Below are 15,018 nucleotides of genomic sequence, written 5' to 3'. Positions count from 1 at the left end.
ATCAGGCGCTGTAGCGCCGGAAGACGAGCGAGGCGTTCGTTCCGCCGAAGCCGAAGCCGTTGGACAGCACGCAATTGAGGTTTGCGTTGTCCATGCGCTCACGCACGATCGGCAGGTCGGCGAACTCCGGATCGATCTCGTCGATATGCGCGGAAGGCGCCACGAAGTCACCTTGCATCATGAGTATTGAATAGATCGCCTCGTGAACGCCGGCAGCACCCAGCGAATGGCCGGAGAGCGACTTGGTTGCCGAGATCTTCGGCACGTCCTTGCCGAAGACGGCACGAATCGCCTCGATCTCGCGCTGGTCGCCGACCGGCGTGGAGGTGGCGTGCGGATTGATGTAGTCGATCGGTTCCTTAACGTTCGCCAGGGCGATGCGCATGCAGCGTTCCGCACCCTCGCCGGAGGGTTGAACCATGTCATAGCCGTCCGACGTCGCGCCGTAGCCGATGATCTCCGCATAGATCTTCGCGCCGCGGGCCTTGGCGTGCTCAAGCTCCTCCAGCACGAGAACGCCGCCGCCGCCGGCGATGACGAAGCCGTCGCGGTTCTTGTCGTATGCGCGCGAGGCGACCGAAGGCGTGTCGTTGTATTTCGACGACATGGCGCCCATGGCGTCGAAGAGGTTGGAGAGCGTCCAGTCCAGTTCCTCGCCGCCGCCGGCGAAGACGACGTCCTGCTTGCCCCACTGGATGAGTTCGGCGGCGTTGCCGATGCAGATGTTCGTCGTCGCGCAGGCCGCCGAGATCGAATAGTTCACGCCGTGGATCTTGAAGGGTGTGGCGAGCGTCGCGGAATTGGTCGAGCTCATCGCCTTCGGCACGGCGGTCGGGCCGATGCGCTTCGGGCCCTTTTCACGGGTGATGTCCGCCGCTTCCACGATCGCGCGGGTCGACGGGCCGCCGGAGCCCATGATCAGCCCCGTGCGCTCGTTGGTTATCTCGTTTTCTTCCAGTCCGGAATCGGAGACCGCCTGCTGCATGGCGATGTAGTTCCATGCGGCGCCCGCGCCCATGAAGCGGGTTGTGCGACGGTCGAGAACCTCGAAGGCGTCAACCGTGGGGGCACCATGCACCTGGCACCTGAAGCCCAGGTCCGCGTAATCGCCCGCCCGGACGATGCCGGACTTGCCCTCGCGCAGGCTCGCCATCACCTCCTGGGTCGTACCGCCGATCGACGAAACGATTCCCATCCCGGTTACTACAACCCGCCTCATTGAGGTCTCCCCGTACTTTTTTCGCATGCGTCGCAAAAGCTGCCGCATTGCAATTCGTTCTGATCCAATGTTCCGGCCGACACGCCGGGTTCAGTCTGCGCTCACCTTGAAAAGGCCGACGCGCAGGTCCTTCGCCTGATAGATAGTCTCGCCGTCCGCTTTAAGCCACCCGTCGGCGATGCCAAGCACCAGCCGGCCCGTGCGCACGCGCTTGATGTCGATGCCGTATTCCACGAGTTTGGTGGAGGGCGTGACCATCTTGGAAAACTTGATCTCGCCGGTGGAGATCGCGCGGCCCCGGCCTTCCTCGCCAAGCCAGCCCAGGAAAAAGCCGGTCATCTGCCACATGGCGTCGAGTCCGAGGCAGCCGGGCATGACGGGGTCGCCCTGGAAATGGCAGGGGAAGAACCAGAGATCGTCCTTGATATCGAGCTCCGCGCGTACGCAGCCCTTGCCGTGCTCGCCCCCATCTTCGGAAATTTCCGTGATCCGGTCGAACATGAGCATGGGCGGGAGCGGCAATTGCGCGTTGCCCTGTCCAAAAAGCTCGCCCCGCCCGCAGGCAAGCAGTTCCTCGTAGTCGTAGCTCGATTGCCGCTCTCGCATTCCTGTCCCGCAGTTCTGTCTCATGGCCGCCCGCACCGTGGCATAGCGCGCCAGTGCCGATCCGGCCAATCCGTTTTGTGCTTGTTCTGTCGAAAACCGCGCTTTCCTAACACAGTGCCACCGTCTTCGAAAGACCGTGCGACACTGCCGGAAAGTAGGATGCCGCTGTGTCGCCGAGGGTCGTTATCAAGTTCCGTACAAAAGATTGATAGACGGGCGCCGCCCCCCTATTTCTCCATACGATCGCGGAAAAGCCCGCTGCGACGACGTGTAGCTTGCCATTTTGGTGGCCGCCGTGGCAAAAAGCTAGGGAACGACTTCTTTTGCCGGACTGAATAACGCGGCGGAAAACGGAACGGATTGGCCGGACGGTAATGACGGAACATCATCACGTTACGCATCAGGACCTGAACGTGGCCGACACGCTGCGCGATGCCGGCTTGCGGCCGACGCGTCAGCGTGTGGCACTCGCCGAACTCCTGTTTTCCAAGGGAAACCGCCACGTTTCCGCGGAACTTCTGCATGAGGAGGCGGAAGCGGTGAACGTGCCCGTCTCGCTGGCCACCGTCTACAACACGCTGCACCAGTTCACCGAGGCGGGCCTGCTTCGCGAAGTCGCCGTGGAAGGTACGAAAACATATTTCGACACCAATACCGACGACCATCATCACTTCTTCATCGAAAGCGAAAACCGCCTCATGGACATCCCGGGCAAGGGCGTGCACTTGACGTCGATGCCGCAGGCGCCGGAAGGCATGGAAGTGGTTCGCGTCGATGTGGTCGTCAGGGTCCGGCCCAAGCGCTGACGTTGCTCAGGCTCCGGGCTTTTCTTCCTCGGCAACCTTCTCCGCCATCTGATGGGCGATTTCCGGAACCGCCTCCAGCTTTTCCTTCTCGGGGCTCTTGCACAGATCGTAGATGACGCAGCGCCTGCATTCGGGCTTTCGTGCCTTGCAGATGTAGCGTCCGTGCAGGATCAGCCAGTGATGCGCATGCAGGGCACGGTCCGGCGGGACGATCTTTTCCATCGCCTTTTCAACGTCGAGCGGCGTTTTGCCGGGCGCGATGCCGATCCGGTTTCCAAGCCGGAAAAGATGGGTGTCGACGGCGATCGTCGGCTGGCCGAATGCGATGTTGAGCACGACGTTGGCCGTCTTGCGCCCGACGCCCGGCAGCGCCTCCAGCGCCTCGCGGTCCTGCGGCACCTCGCCGCCGTGCTCCGAGATGAGCATTTGGGAAAGGGCGACGACATTCTTCGCCTTGTTCTTGTAAAGCCCGATGGTGCGGATTTCCTCGCGCACCCTGTCCTCGCCCAGCGCCAGCATCTTTTGCGGCGTATCGGCGATCTGGAAGAGATGCTTCGTCGCCTTGTTGACGCCGGCATCCGTTGCCTGGGCGGAAAGGACGACGGCGACCAGCAGCGTGAAGGCGTTGGTATGATCAAGCTCGCCCTTAGGCTCCGGGTCGGCGGCGTGAAAGCGGTCGAATATCGCGCGGATTTCGGCCTTCGTGTAGCGGGGCGCGGCACGGCTGCGAGCAACTGCTTTCGGCTTGGCGCCGGCAGCCTTCGCGGTGCTTCGCTTTGCCGCAGGCGTCGCCGGCTTTTTCGCAAGCGATCCCGCGCTCTTACGTGATTTTACGGGTTTCTGGTTTTCCTCGGACATTTCCCATCTATACTTATCGCCCATGACGAAGAGCAATGGCCGATCGAGCGATGCGAGGGAATTTGATGGTGGCGCGGAAACCGCCGACCGCCCGTTCTTTTCCGCCGTGCTTACGCCGCATCGTTCGCTCGGGCCGAAGGGCTTCACGGTCCTGATGCTCGTGACCGGCGGGGTTTCCTTCGTCGCCGGTCTCGCATTCATGGCGGTCGGCGCATGGCCCGTCGTCGGTTTCCTTGGTCTCGATGTCCTGCTGGTCTGGCTGGCGTTCCGTTTGAACTACCGCACGGCGCGCGCTTTCGAGGAAGTGAGCGTTTCGCTTACCGAGATCGTTATTCGCAAGGTCAGCCATTATGGCAAGACCGAGGAATACCGCTTCAATCCGTTCTGGGTGCGGCTTGCGGTTTCGCGTGAGGAGGACGAGGGCGTCACCCGCATCACCTTGTACTCGAAGGGCGAGCATGTGCCGGTCGGCGGATTTCTGAATCCGGATGACCGCACGAGTTTCGCGGGTGCGTTCCAGGCTGCGCTTTCGGCGGCGAAGTCCGGGCGCATCCCGCGGCCGGCGGGTTAATTGCCCTTCTTGAGCCCAAGCCTCTTTCGTTTCAGTTCGTAAAGCGCGTCCAACGCCTCGCGAGGCGTCATGTCGTCGGGGTCGACGGCGTCGAGGGCTTCGCCCAGTTCGTCCGAAGCTTCCGCCGTTGTCGCAGAGGCGGCGGGCTTTTGCGGCACGGCTGCGAAAAGCGGCAGGTCGTCGATCAGCGTTTCGACGGGCTTTTGCCGGTCCTGCTCTTCCAGCTGGTCGAGGACGGCGCGTGCGCGCTCCACCACGGAAGCCGGCAGCCCGGCAAGGCGCGCGACCTGAATGCCGTAGGACCGGTCGGCCGCACCCGGCGCGATCTCGTGCAGGAAGATCACGTCTCCCTCCCACTCCTTCACCCGCACGGTGGCGTTCGAAAGACGTTCCAGACGGGCGGAAAGGGCGGTCAATTCGTGATAGTGCGTCGCGAATAGCGCGCGCGAGCGGTTGATCTCATGCAGATGCTCGATGGCCGCCCAGGCGATCGACAACCCGTCGAAAGTTGCCGTGCCACGCCCGATCTCGTCCAGGATCACGAGCGAACGCGGTCCCGCCTGGTTGAGGATCGCAGCGGTTTCCACCATCTCCACCATGAAGGTGGAGCGCCCGCGCGCGAGATCTTCGGCAGCGCCCACACGCGAAAACAGCCGGTCGACAACACCGATATGGGCATCGCGCGCCGGAACGAAGGCGCCCATCTGCGCCAGAATCGCGATCAGCGCGTTCTGCCGAAGGTAGGTCGATTTACCGGCCATGTTTGGGCCGGTGATGAGCCATATGCGGCCGTCGCCGTCTCCGCCCTCGCCACCAAGGTCGACGTCGTTCGCCACGAAAGGATCGCCGCCCTGACGGCGAAGCGCCTGTTCGACCACCGGGTGCCGCCCGCCCTTGATATCGAAGGCAAGGCTGCCGTCGACCCTTGGCCGCACGTAGTTCTCGGCTTCGGCAAGGACCGCAAGCGCCGTCGCGACATCGAGTATGGAAAGCGCGTCCGCTCCCTTCTTGATGAGGTCGCCAGCTGCAATCACCTGCCCCTGCAGTTTCGCGAAGACCTCAAGCTCCAGCGCCAGCGCCCGCTCGCCCGCGCTTGCGATCTTCGATTCCAGGTCGGCAAGCTCCGTGGTCGTGAAGCGCATGGCGCCGGCCATCGTCTGGCGGTGGATGAAGCGGGCCGGATCGGCGGAAAGCTTTTCCGCCTGCATGGTCGGCACTTCGATGAACCAGCCGAGCACGTTATTGTGCTTGATCTTGAGCGAGCGCAGGGCAAGCTCCTGCGAAAGATCGGCCTGCATGCGCGCGATCACCTTGCGGCTGTCGTCGCGAAGCCGCCTGAGATCGTCGAGGTCTGCCGAATATCCCTCGGCCACGAAGCCGCCGTCGCGCTTCAGGAGCGGCGGTTCGTCGGTAAGCGCATGGCTGAGTTCCTGGCCAAGGTCATATGGCGTCTCGGCAAGGCTTTCGCGCGCGGCATCGACTTCGGCGGGAAGCGCGCCATGGCGAGCCAGAAGGTTGGCGATCGCCTGCGCCGAGGACAGCCCCTCGGCAAGCGCCAGCAGGTCTCGCGGGCCACCCCGGTCGAGCGCGAGCCGCGAAAGGGCGCGCGCCATGTCGGGCGCGGCCTTCAGATATTCGCGAAGCCGCTCGCGCAGCATGGTTTCGGAATGGAAAAGCTCGACCGCATCCTGACGGCGGTGGATCGCATCTATGTCGAGCAGGGGGCCGGCAAGGCGTGCCGCCAGAAGGCGCGAGCCCGCCCCGGTGACCGTCCGGTCGATGGCGGCAAGCAGCGAGCCTCCCCGCTCGCCGGAAAGCGTGCGCATGAGTTCCAGGTTCGCCCGTGTCGCCGGGTCGATCAGCATGCGCCCGTCGCCCGCCTCCCGCGAAGGGGGGTCGAGCGGCGGTCGGTTGCCGATCTGCGTTTTTTCCACGTAGGAAAGAGCACCGCCGGCGGCTGACAGTTCGATGCGGGAGAAACTGCCGAAGCCGTCGAGCGTTCTCACCCCGAAATAATGCGACAGGCGGTCGGCGGCGGTCGCCCCGTCGAAGAGCGCGCGCGGAACCGGGGAAAGCGAGGCCGGCAGGTCGTTCAGGAGGCGGCGTAACTCGGCGTCATCGAGAAGATTGTCGGACACGACGATCTCGCGCGGGTCGATGCGGGCGATATCCGCCGAAAGCGTTTCGGCATCGCTCTCTGCAACCCGAAAAGCGCCGGTCGAGATATCGATCCAGGCAAGCCCGAAACTTTGCGTCTCGTCGAGAGAGCCGGAGCGTGCGCGGGTCAGCGCCAGAAGATAGTTGCTGCGGCTTGCGTCGAGTAGCCGCTCCTCAGTCAGGGTGCCCGGCGTCACGAGGCGGATCACGTCGCGCCGCACGACGGATTTCGAGCCGCGCTTCTTCGCTTCGGCCGGATCTTCCGTCTGCTCGCAGACGGCGACGCGATGGCCCAGCGAAATCAGCTTTTGCAGATAGTCGTCGGCGGAATGCACCGGCACGCCGCACATGGGGATATCCTCGCCAAGATGCTTGCCGCGTTTCGTGAGCGTGATGGCAAGCGCTTGCGCCGCGATTTCGGCGTCCTTGAAGAAAAGCTCGTAGAAATCGCCCATCCGGTAAAACAGAAGGCTGTCCGGGTTCGCGGCCTTGATTTCCATGTATTGCGCCATCATCGGCGTCACGCGCTGGTCCGCTGCCGCCTTGTGGGAGGCGCTGTCTGCGTTTCGGCCTTTGGCTGGCGTCTTGGTTCGGGTCAAGGTATCGGACATTGGCGCAAAGTAGCAAACCGTTGAAAGTCTTTCATTGCGGATCGTCCTCCAGTCGGGTTGAGCGCACCATTTTCCGGGGATAATGTGCCTCTCCCCAAAAGGGTTCGGGCTCATCCCGATTCCATAACAATTCGATCCAGGGAGGCCGGAATGGTGGCGACGGACAAGTCGAGCAAAAGCGGTGTCAGCTTTACCGAGCAGGAGGCGCTGCAGTTCCACCAGCAAGGCCGGCCCGGCAAGCTCGAAATCAATCCGACCAAGCCGATGGCGACGCAGCGCGACCTGTCGCTTGCCTATTCGCCGGGCGTCGCCGTTCCGGTGAAGGCCATCGCCGAAGACCCGACGCGCGCGTTCGACTACACCACGCGCGGCAACCTCGTCGCGGTGATTTCCAACGGCTCGGCGATCCTCGGTCTCGGCAACCTCGGCGCGCTTGCCTCGAAGCCCGTGATGGAAGGCAAGGCCGTGCTTTTCAAGCGGTTCGCCGACGTCGATTCCATCGACCTGGAAGTCGACACGCAGAATGTCGATGAATTCGTGAATTCCGTTCGCTATCTCGGGCCTTCCTTTGGCGGCATCAATCTTGAGGACATCAAGGCACCGGACTGCTTCATCATCGAGCAGCGCCTGCGCGAGATCATGGATATCCCCGTCTTCCATGACGACCAGCACGGGACCGCGATCATCGCTGCGGCAGGCCTCATCAACGCTTTTCACCTGACGGGGCGCGACATCAAGGACGTCAGGATCGTCTGCAACGGCGCGGGCGCGGCGGGCATCGCCTGCATCGAACTGGTCAAGGCCATGGGCGTGCCGCATGAAAACGTGCTGCTCTGCGACACGAAGGGCGTGATCTACCAGGGCCGCGAAGAAGGCATGAACCAGTGGAAGTCCGCCCATGCCGTGGAGACGGATGCCCGGTCTCTCTATGATGCCCTCAAGGGGGCCGATGTCTTCCTCGGCGTTTCGGTGAAGGGCGCGCTGACGGAAGACATGGTGCGCGTCATGGCGCCCAATCCGATCATTTTCGCCATGGCCAACCCCGATCCGGAGATCACGCCCGAGGAAGTGGCTGCAATCCGCGACGATGCGATCATGGCAACCGGGCGGTCGGATTATCCCAACCAGGTCAACAACGTTCTGGGTTTTCCCTATATCTTCCGTGGCGCGCTCGACGTTCTGGCGACGACCATCAACGATGAGATGAAGGTCGCCTGTGCCGAGGCGCTGGCCAAGCTGGCGCGCGAGGAAGTGCCGGATGAAGTGGCCGCCGCCTATCGCGGCAACCGGCCGAAATTCGGCCCGGAATATATCATTCCCGTACCGTTCGATCCGCGCCTTATCTCGACCGTGCCGCCGGCGGTGGCCCAGGCGGCGATGGATTCAGGCGTCGCGCGCCGGCCGATCGTCGATATGGATGCCTACCGCAACCAGCTTTCGGCAAGGCGCGATCCGGTCGCCGGCACATTGCAGCGTATCTTCTCCAAGGTGCGCCAGTCGCCGAAGCGTGTGGTCTTCGCCGAAGGCGAGGAAGAGCCGATGATCCGCGCGGCTGCAAGCTTCGTCGGCCAGGGCCTCGGCAAGGCGATCCTGATCGGCCGTGACGACGAGGTGCGCGAGGCGGCGAAGGAAGCCGGCGTCGATATCGACCGGCCGGGCATCGAGATCCTGAACGCCCGCCTTTCCAACCGGAACATGGATTATGCGGAATTTCTCTACGCCCGCCTGCAGCGCGCCGGTTATCTTTATCGCGACTGCCAGCGTCTCGTGAACAACGACCGCAACTACTGGGGCGCGATAATGGTTGCGCGCGGCGACGCGGATGCCATGGTGACCGGCATTACGCGAAATTATTCCGTCGTTCTCGACACCGTCAGGAACTGCATCGACGCCAAGCCCGGCCATCGGGTGATCGGCGTTTCCCTGGCGCTCAGCCGCGGCCGCACCGTTCTTGTTGCCGATACGGCGGTCATCGACATGCCGACGTCGGAGGAGCTGGCGGATATCGCGGAGGAAGCGGCGCATGTAGCCCGGCGCCTCGGTTATGAGCCGCGTGTGGCGATGCTTGCCTATTCCACCTTCGGCCATCCGCCGGGCGAACGCTCCGAGCGCGTGCAGGAGGCCGTGAAGATCCTCGACCGGCGCCGGGTCGATTTCGAATACGACGGTGAAATGGGTGCAGATGTTGCGCTCAACCCGGACAAGATGGCCGCCTATCCCTTCTGCCGCCTGACCGGGCCTGCGAATGTGCTCGTCATGCCGGCATTCCACTCCGCGTCAATCTCCACGAAGATGCTGCAGGAGCTTGGCGGCTCGACGGTCATCGGCCCGCTGCTCGTCGGCCTCGACAAGCCGGTGCAGATCCTGACGATCGGCGCAAAGGACAGCGACATCGTCAACATGGCGGCGATTGCGGCGTATAATGTGACGTAAAAGACCAGCGACCGCGCAATCTTGTCCGTCATTGCCGGGCTTGACCCGGCAAACCATATGGGAAAGTGCTGCGGCAAAAACGTGATGGATGCCCGGGCCACGCCCGGGCATGACGCCGGAGCCAATGCCTTCGATGAAGAAGACTGCATTTGCTGAGTGAGACCCGAATGACCCAACCGCTCGTCAAGATCTGCGGGCTATCGACGCCGGATACGCTGGACGCCGCTCTGGAAGCGGGTGCGGCGATGGTCGGGCTCGTCTTTTTCCCGAAGAGCCCCAGGAATGTGTCGATCGAGGAGGCTACGAGCCTTGCGGAACGTGCGCGGGGCAAGGCGGAGATTGTCGCGCTCGTGGTCGACGCGGACGATGATTTGATCGACCGGATTGCCGAAGAGGTGAAGCCGGACTGGCTTCAGCTGCACGGTAAGGAAACGCCGGAGCGCTGTGCCCGCATCAAGATGCGCACCGGGCTTAAACTCATGAAGGCGCTGGGCGTTTCTCAATCCTCCGATATCGACGCCGCGCTGCCCTATATCGGTCTTGTCGACCGCATCCTGTTCGATGCCAAGCCGCCAAAGGGGGCTGAGCTTCCGGGCGGTAACGGCGTTGCCTACGACTGGTCCCTTCTAAAGGAGCTTGACCTGGGGGTTCCCGTCATGCTTTCGGGAGGGCTTGCCCCCGACACGATCGCCGAGGCGCTTGCCTTATCGGGCATATCGGCCGTCGATGTTTCTTCAGGCGTGGAGCGCGAACGGGGCGTGAAGGACGAAAAACTTATCCGGGCGTTCATCGCGAATGCAAGGCGCGCCGGCGTGGGAGAGTAAGAAATGACCGTGCAACAGCCGAACACCTATCGCTCAGGTCCCGACGAGCGCGGTCATTTCGGGATTTTCGGCGGGCGCTATGTCGCCGAAACGCTGATGCCGCTGATCCTCGATCTGGAAAAGGCCTATGAGGACGCCAAGGCCGACCCATCCTTCCAGGGCGAGATCGACAGCCTGAACAAGCACTACACGGGCCGCCCGTCGCCGCTTTATTTCGCCGAGCGCCTGACGGAGGAACTTGGCGGCGCGAAGGTCTATTTCAAGCGCGACGAGCTGAACCATACCGGCAGCCACAAGATCAACAATTGCATCGGCCAGATCCTGCTTGCCAAGCGCATGGGCAAAACCCGCATCATCGCCGAAACGGGTGCTGGCCAGCACGGCGTTGCGACGGCGACGGTCTGCGCGCGGTTTGGCCTGCCCTGCGTGGTCTACATGGGCAAGACGGATGTCGAGCGGCAAAAGCCGAACGTTTTCCGCATGAAGCTTCTGGGTGCCGAAATCGTGCCGGTGACCGCCGGCGCGGGCACGCTGAAGGACGCCATGAACGAGGCGCTGCGCGACTGGGTCACCAATGTGGACTCCACCTACTATCTCATCGGTACGGCGGCCGGCCCGCACCCCTATCCGGAAATGGTGCGCAACCTCCAGGCCGTGATCGGCAATGAAACCAAGGCGCAGCTCATGGAGGCCGAAGGCCGCCTGCCGGACGCGCTCGTCGCCGCCGTCGGCGGCGGATCGAACGCCATCGGCCTGTTCCACCCTTTCCTCGACGATCCGTCGGTGAAGATCTACGGCGTGGAAGCCGGCGGCAAGGGCCTTGAGGGTGACGAACATTGCGCCTCGCTCAATGCCGGCAAGCCGGGCGTTCTACACGGCAACCGCACATATCTCCTTCAGGACGGTGACGGGCAGATCCTCGAAGGCCATTCCATTTCCGCCGGCCTCGACTATCCGGGCATCGGGCCGGAGCATTCGTGGCTGAAGGAGACGGGCAGGGTGACCTATGTTCCCGCGACCGACGACGAGGCACTGGAGGCATTCCAGTTGCTCACGCGTGTGGAAGGCATCATCCCCGCGCTGGAGCCGTCGCATGCGCTGGCGCATGTCATGAAGCTCGCGCCGCAGATGGACAAGGACCAGATCATCGTCATGAACCTTTGCGGGCGTGGCGACAAGGATGTCTTCGCCGTCGGAAACATGCTTGGTTTCGATCTTTGAAACCGGGTGCTAGTCACCCGAATCTGAAGCTCGTCTCATTGCCTGGCATGCTCTGAACGAACTTCAGATTCAAAAGGGTGACTAGCGAATATATGTTTCTAGTGTGGTTTCCGGATTTGAAATACGCTCCGGAGGCTGCTGCTATAATGAGGCGTATTTCAAATTCACCACACTAGGCGAGATTGACAGCGCCTGCCTGCCGGCCATAGATCGTCGCGTTCAATTCAACGCATAAGAACAATTCGTCACGAGGGCTCACCCGCAATGCCGGAAACCAGGATCGACCGCCGCTTCGCGGCCTGCAGGGAAGCCGGGCGCCCGGCGCTCGTCACCTTCATCACCGCGGGCGATCCGGACCTTGAAACGTCCGAGGCGATCCTGGCCGCCCTGCCCGAGGCCGGCGCAGATGTTATCGAGCTTGGCATGCCGTTTTCGGACCCGATGGCGGAGGGCATCCCGATCCAGCGCTCGACGCAGCGCGCGCTTGCCGCCGGCCAAACCATGAACAAGACGCTTTCCATGGTTCGCCGTTTCCGGGAAAAGGACGATGAAACGCCGATCGTGCTGATGGGCTACTACAATCCGGTCTACGTGCGCGATCCGAAGAAATTCGTGGTCGAGGCGAAGGAGGCTGGCGTGGACGGGCTGATCATCGTCGATATCCCGCCGGAAGCTGATGACGAGCTTTGTATTCCCGCACTCGAGGCCGGCCTTAATTTCATCCGCCTCGCAACGCCGACGACGGACGATAAACGTTTGCCGACGGTTCTCGCCAATACCTCCGGTTTCGTCTACTACGTCTCGATCACCGGCATCACGGGTGCTGCCGCGCCCGATGCGCAAAAGGTCGCCGTGGCGGTCAACCGCATCAAGGGCCATACCGCGTTGCCCGTCGCAGTCGGCTTCGGCGTGAAAACCGGCGAGCAGGCGCGGGAAATCGGCAAAAACGCTGACGGTGTCGTCGTCGGTTCGGTCCTTGTTGAAGCCGTGCGGGAAAGCCTGGACGAGGCGGGCCGCGCCACGGAAAAGACGGTTTCGGCTGTCACGGATTGCGTTCGCGATATCGCGGCCGGCGCTCGGATGGCCAAGACGGGCTGACGGCACGCCCCCGCTTCTGCTAAAAGACGGATAAATTCGATTTCGAGCGGCGCGCAGGGGCGGCTCCGCGCGCCGGGATCAGAAAGAAATGATCGGCCTTCCCCCTCGGAGAATGGAACGATCAGGAAACGGATCGAGCCTTGAACTGGATCAATAGCGTTGTCCGGCCGAAAATCCGCAGCTTCCTGGTGAAGCGCGACACGCCGGAAAATCTCTGGATCAAATGCCCCGAAACGGGAGAAATGGTCTTCCACCGGGACCTTGAGGCCAATCAGTGGGTGGTGCCGAGCTCCGGGCATCACATGCGCATTCCGGCGAAAAAGCGCCTGGAATTCTTCTTCGACGGCGGCAAGTACGATGTCGTCGAGACGCCTCAGGTGGCCGTCGATCCGCTCAAGTTTCGCGACGAGAAGCGCTATGTCGACCGGTTGAAGGACGCGCGCGCCAAGACGGAAATGGACGACGCGGTGCTGGTCGCCACCGGCAAGCTGAGGGCCCAGCCGATCACCGTTGCCGTTCAGGATTTCTCCTTCATGGGCGGTTCGCTCGGCATGGCGGCGGGCGAAGCCATTCTGAAGGGCATTGAAACGGCGGTCGAGAACAAGACGCCCTTCGTGCTTTTCGCCGCATCGGGCGGCGCGCGCATGCAGGAGGGCATTCTCTCCCTCATGCAGATGCCGCGTACGACGGTCGGCGTCCAGATGCTTCGCGAGGCAGGCCTGCCCTTCATTGTCGTCTTCACGAACCCGACCACCGGCGGCGTGACGGCGTCCTACGCCATGCTTGGCGACATCCATATCTCCGAGCCGGGCGCGCTCATCGGGTTCGCCGGTCCGCGCGTTATCGAGCAGACGATCCGGGAAAAACTGCCGGAGCGGTTCCAGACGGCGGAATACCTGCTGGAGCATGGGATGGTGGATATGGTCGTCCATCGCCATGAGCTTGGCGAGACGATCGCCCGTCTTTGCTCCGTGCTTATGAAGCGCGAGGTCGAGGTGCCGAGCCTGGATGAGGTTAGCGTCCAGGCGACGCTCGAGATCGAAGAGCCAGGGGAACGCGCCGGGGAGACGGCCGAAGCGGTGGGTGAACCCGAGAAGAGCGATCAGCAACAGCCCAAGGCTGCCGAATAGGCCTCGTATCCTTCGCATTCGCGTCTTGCGCTGTTCTCTTTTCGACATAGCGGTGTGATGCCCCTTGCGGGCAATTCCGGAGGATCGTAATCGGGGGCGGATCGATGCCCCACCGTCGTGGCGTCAGCTTGTCGAAGCCGCTTGGAACCAACGCGAATGGATCAGGTCACCGCTATTCTTGAACGGCTTCTCGCGCTTCACCCGCGCGAGATCGACCTATCGCTCGGCCGTATGGAGCGGCTTCTGGCCGCGCTCGGCCATCCGGAGCGAAAGCTGCCGCCGGTCATCCACGTGGCAGGAACCAACGGCAAGGGCTCCACGACCGCGACCATGCGCGCGATCATGGAGGCTGCCGGCAGTCGCGTCCACGTCTATACCTCGCCGCATCTCGTTGCCTTCAACGAGCGTATCCGCCTTGGCGGAACGCTCGTCGACGATGGGCGGTTGATGGAGGCGCTCGACCGTTGCGAGCAGGCGAACGGCGGAGCCGAAATCACCTTCTTCGAGATCACGACCGCAGCCGCCTTCCTGCTGTTTTCAGAAGAACCGGCGGATGCGCTTCTGCTTGAAGTCGGGCTCGGCGGGCGGCTCGATGCGACGAATGTGATCGACCGGCCTGCGGTCAGCGTGATCACCTCCATATCGATGGACCATGAGCGGTATCTTGGCGCATCGCTGGAAGGCATCGCCCTGGAAAAAGCGGGTGTCATCAAGCCGGGCGTGCCTGTCGTTACCGCCGCGCAGGACGATATCGCACTGGGGGTGATCGAGCGTTCGGCACTTCGCAACCGCTCGCCGATCCATATATTCGGTCAGGATTTCGCGGCGAATGAGGAAAACGGCCGGCTCGTTTATCAGGATGAGAACGGGCTCTTCGATTTTCCCTTGCCTGCTTTGCGGGGGCATCACCAGCTCGAGAATGCCGGGCTTGCGATCGCCGCCTTGCGCGCCGCGGATCTCCTTCCGCAACCTCAGGCGGTTGAAAAGGGCCTCCAGTCGGTCGACTGGCCGGGCCGTCTTCAGCCTCTCATGCATGGAGGCATCGTCGACCAATGTCCGCAAGGGGCCGAAGTCTGGCTTGACGGCGGTCATAACCCGGGAGCGGGAGTTGTCGTTGCCGCATTCATGGGCGCGCAGGAAGAGAGGTGTTCCCGGCCTCTTTACGTCGTCTGCGGCATGCTGAATACGAAGGATCCGGTCGGCTTTTTTCGCGCATTCGAAGGGCTTGCCCGTCATGTCGCGACGATCCCTTTGAGCGCCACGGAAAACGGGCGCGATCCCTTCGAGCTTGCAGACAGCGCGCGTGAAGCCGGACTGGAGGCGACCCCGTTCGACAGCCTGGAAGCCGCGTTGGCGGATATCGCGGCTTGCGCGGAAAAGGATGGCGAGCCGCCGCGCATCCTCATCTGCGGCTCTCTCTACCTCGTCGGAGAGGTGCTGGCGCTGAACGGCACGCCACCGGTCTGAAAACTGGGCCTGCGCCG

General features: G+C 62.8%; 12 protein-coding genes. 8 read left to right on the top strand and 4 right to left on the bottom strand.

The window, feature by feature from the left end; genetic code table 11:
* Position 1: 1 nt before the first annotated feature.
* Both fabB and fabA read right to left on the bottom strand, forming a co-directional pair.
* Positions 2-1,219 carry a beta-ketoacyl-ACP synthase I gene (gene fabB / locus GR183_RS07780; RefSeq protein WP_160775052.1) on the bottom strand — a complete coding sequence of 406 codons (1,218 nt, stop codon included), beginning with the start codon at positions 1,217-1,219 and terminating at the stop codon, positions 2-4.
* Positions 1,220-1,309: 90 nt separating this feature from the next.
* Positions 1,310-1,825 carry a 3-hydroxyacyl-[acyl-carrier-protein] dehydratase FabA gene (gene fabA, locus GR183_RS07775; protein ID WP_160775051.1) on the bottom strand — a complete coding sequence of 172 codons (516 nt, stop codon included), beginning with the start codon at positions 1,823-1,825 and terminating at the stop codon, positions 1,310-1,312.
* Between the two features lie 374 nt (positions 1,826-2,199).
* On the opposite strand from fabA, the gene irrA reads away from it, so the two are divergent.
* Positions 2,200-2,631, top strand: a complete 432-nt coding sequence (gene irrA, locus GR183_RS07770; RefSeq protein WP_160775050.1) for an iron response transcriptional regulator IrrA — start codon at positions 2,200-2,202, stop codon at positions 2,629-2,631.
* Positions 2,632-2,637: 6 nt separating this feature from the next.
* Here irrA and nth read toward each other — a convergent pair whose 3' ends face one another.
* Positions 2,638-3,489 (bottom strand): endonuclease III, encoded by an 852-nt coding sequence (gene nth / locus GR183_RS07765; protein WP_160775049.1) that lies wholly within the window; start codon positions 3,487-3,489, stop codon positions 2,638-2,640.
* A 22-nt stretch (positions 3,490-3,511) separates the two neighbouring features.
* On the opposite strand from nth, the gene GR183_RS07760 reads away from it, so the two are divergent.
* Positions 3,512-4,060 carry a DUF2244 domain-containing protein gene (locus GR183_RS07760; protein ID WP_160775048.1) on the top strand — a complete coding sequence of 183 codons (549 nt, stop codon included), beginning with the start codon at positions 3,512-3,514 and terminating at the stop codon, positions 4,058-4,060.
* Here the strand turns inward: GR183_RS07760 and mutS are convergent.
* The gene (gene mutS, locus GR183_RS07755) at positions 4,057-6,828 is read right to left on the bottom strand and encodes a DNA mismatch repair protein MutS (protein WP_376765757.1); all 2,772 of its coding nucleotides are present in this window, start codon (positions 6,826-6,828) and stop codon (positions 4,057-4,059) included. The two genes, GR183_RS07760 and mutS, sit on opposite strands and share 4 nt — an antisense overlap.
* Before the next feature lie 150 nt (positions 6,829-6,978).
* Between mutS and GR183_RS07750 the strand changes: the two genes are divergently transcribed.
* From GR183_RS07750 to GR183_RS07725, 6 genes are all read left to right on the top strand, one after another.
* Positions 6,979-9,261, top strand: a complete 2,283-nt coding sequence (locus GR183_RS07750; protein WP_160775047.1) for an NADP-dependent malic enzyme — start codon at positions 6,979-6,981, stop codon at positions 9,259-9,261.
* A gap of 167 nt (positions 9,262-9,428) precedes the next feature.
* Positions 9,429-10,085, top strand: a complete 657-nt coding sequence (locus tag GR183_RS07745; RefSeq protein ID WP_160775046.1) for a phosphoribosylanthranilate isomerase — start codon at positions 9,429-9,431, stop codon at positions 10,083-10,085.
* Positions 10,086-10,088: 3 nt separating this feature from the next.
* Positions 10,089-11,306 carry a tryptophan synthase subunit beta gene (gene trpB / locus GR183_RS07740; protein WP_160775045.1) on the top strand — a complete coding sequence of 406 codons (1,218 nt, stop codon included), beginning with the start codon at positions 10,089-10,091 and terminating at the stop codon, positions 11,304-11,306.
* 264 nt (positions 11,307-11,570) lie between these two features.
* Positions 11,571-12,404, top strand: coding sequence for a tryptophan synthase subunit alpha (trpA, locus tag GR183_RS07735; protein WP_160775044.1), 834 nt, complete (start codon positions 11,571-11,573; stop codon positions 12,402-12,404).
* Positions 12,405-12,544: 140 nt separating this feature from the next.
* A complete protein-coding gene (gene accD, locus GR183_RS07730) occupies positions 12,545-13,534 on the top strand; it encodes an acetyl-CoA carboxylase, carboxyltransferase subunit beta (RefSeq protein WP_160775043.1) in 990 nt (329 codons plus the stop codon).
* Positions 13,535-13,690: 156 nt separating this feature from the next.
* On the top strand, positions 13,691-15,001 hold the full coding sequence (locus tag GR183_RS07725) for a bifunctional folylpolyglutamate synthase/dihydrofolate synthase (RefSeq protein WP_160775042.1): 1,311 nt from the start codon (positions 13,691-13,693) through the stop codon (positions 14,999-15,001).
* The last annotated feature ends 17 nt before the right edge of the window (positions 15,002-15,018 follow it).

Origin of the sequence: Stappia sediminis, from assembly GCF_009826895.1 — a bacterium.
GTDB lineage: Bacteria > Pseudomonadota > Alphaproteobacteria > Rhizobiales > Stappiaceae > Hongsoonwoonella > Hongsoonwoonella sediminis.
This window is presented reverse-complemented; position numbering and strand designations above follow the sequence as displayed.

Excerpts from the sequence above, each read along its gene's own strand:
- fabB (WP_160775052.1), bottom strand. The coding sequence starts at position 1,219 with ATGAGGCGGGTTGTAGTAACCGGGATGGGAATCGTTTCGTCGATCGGC.
- fabA (WP_160775051.1), bottom strand. The coding sequence starts at position 1,825 with ATGCGAGAGCGGCAATCGAGCTACGACTACGAGGAACTGCTTGCCTGC.
- irrA (WP_160775050.1), top strand. The coding sequence starts at position 2,200 with ATGACGGAACATCATCACGTTACGCATCAGGACCTGAACGTGGCCGAC.
- nth (WP_160775049.1), bottom strand. The coding sequence starts at position 3,489 with ATGTCCGAGGAAAACCAGAAACCCGTAAAATCACGTAAGAGCGCGGGA.
- GR183_RS07760 (WP_160775048.1), top strand. The coding sequence starts at position 3,512 with ATGACGAAGAGCAATGGCCGATCGAGCGATGCGAGGGAATTTGATGGT.
- mutS (WP_376765757.1), bottom strand. The coding sequence starts at position 6,828 with ATGTCCGATACCTTGACCCGAACCAAGACGCCAGCCAAAGGCCGAAAC.
- GR183_RS07750 (WP_160775047.1), top strand. The coding sequence starts at position 6,979 with ATGGTGGCGACGGACAAGTCGAGCAAAAGCGGTGTCAGCTTTACCGAG.
- GR183_RS07745 (WP_160775046.1), top strand. The coding sequence starts at position 9,429 with ATGACCCAACCGCTCGTCAAGATCTGCGGGCTATCGACGCCGGATACG.
- trpB (WP_160775045.1), top strand. The coding sequence starts at position 10,089 with ATGACCGTGCAACAGCCGAACACCTATCGCTCAGGTCCCGACGAGCGC.
- trpA (WP_160775044.1), top strand. The coding sequence starts at position 11,571 with ATGCCGGAAACCAGGATCGACCGCCGCTTCGCGGCCTGCAGGGAAGCC.
- GR183_RS07725 (WP_160775042.1), top strand. The coding sequence starts at position 13,691 with ATGGATCAGGTCACCGCTATTCTTGAACGGCTTCTCGCGCTTCACCCG.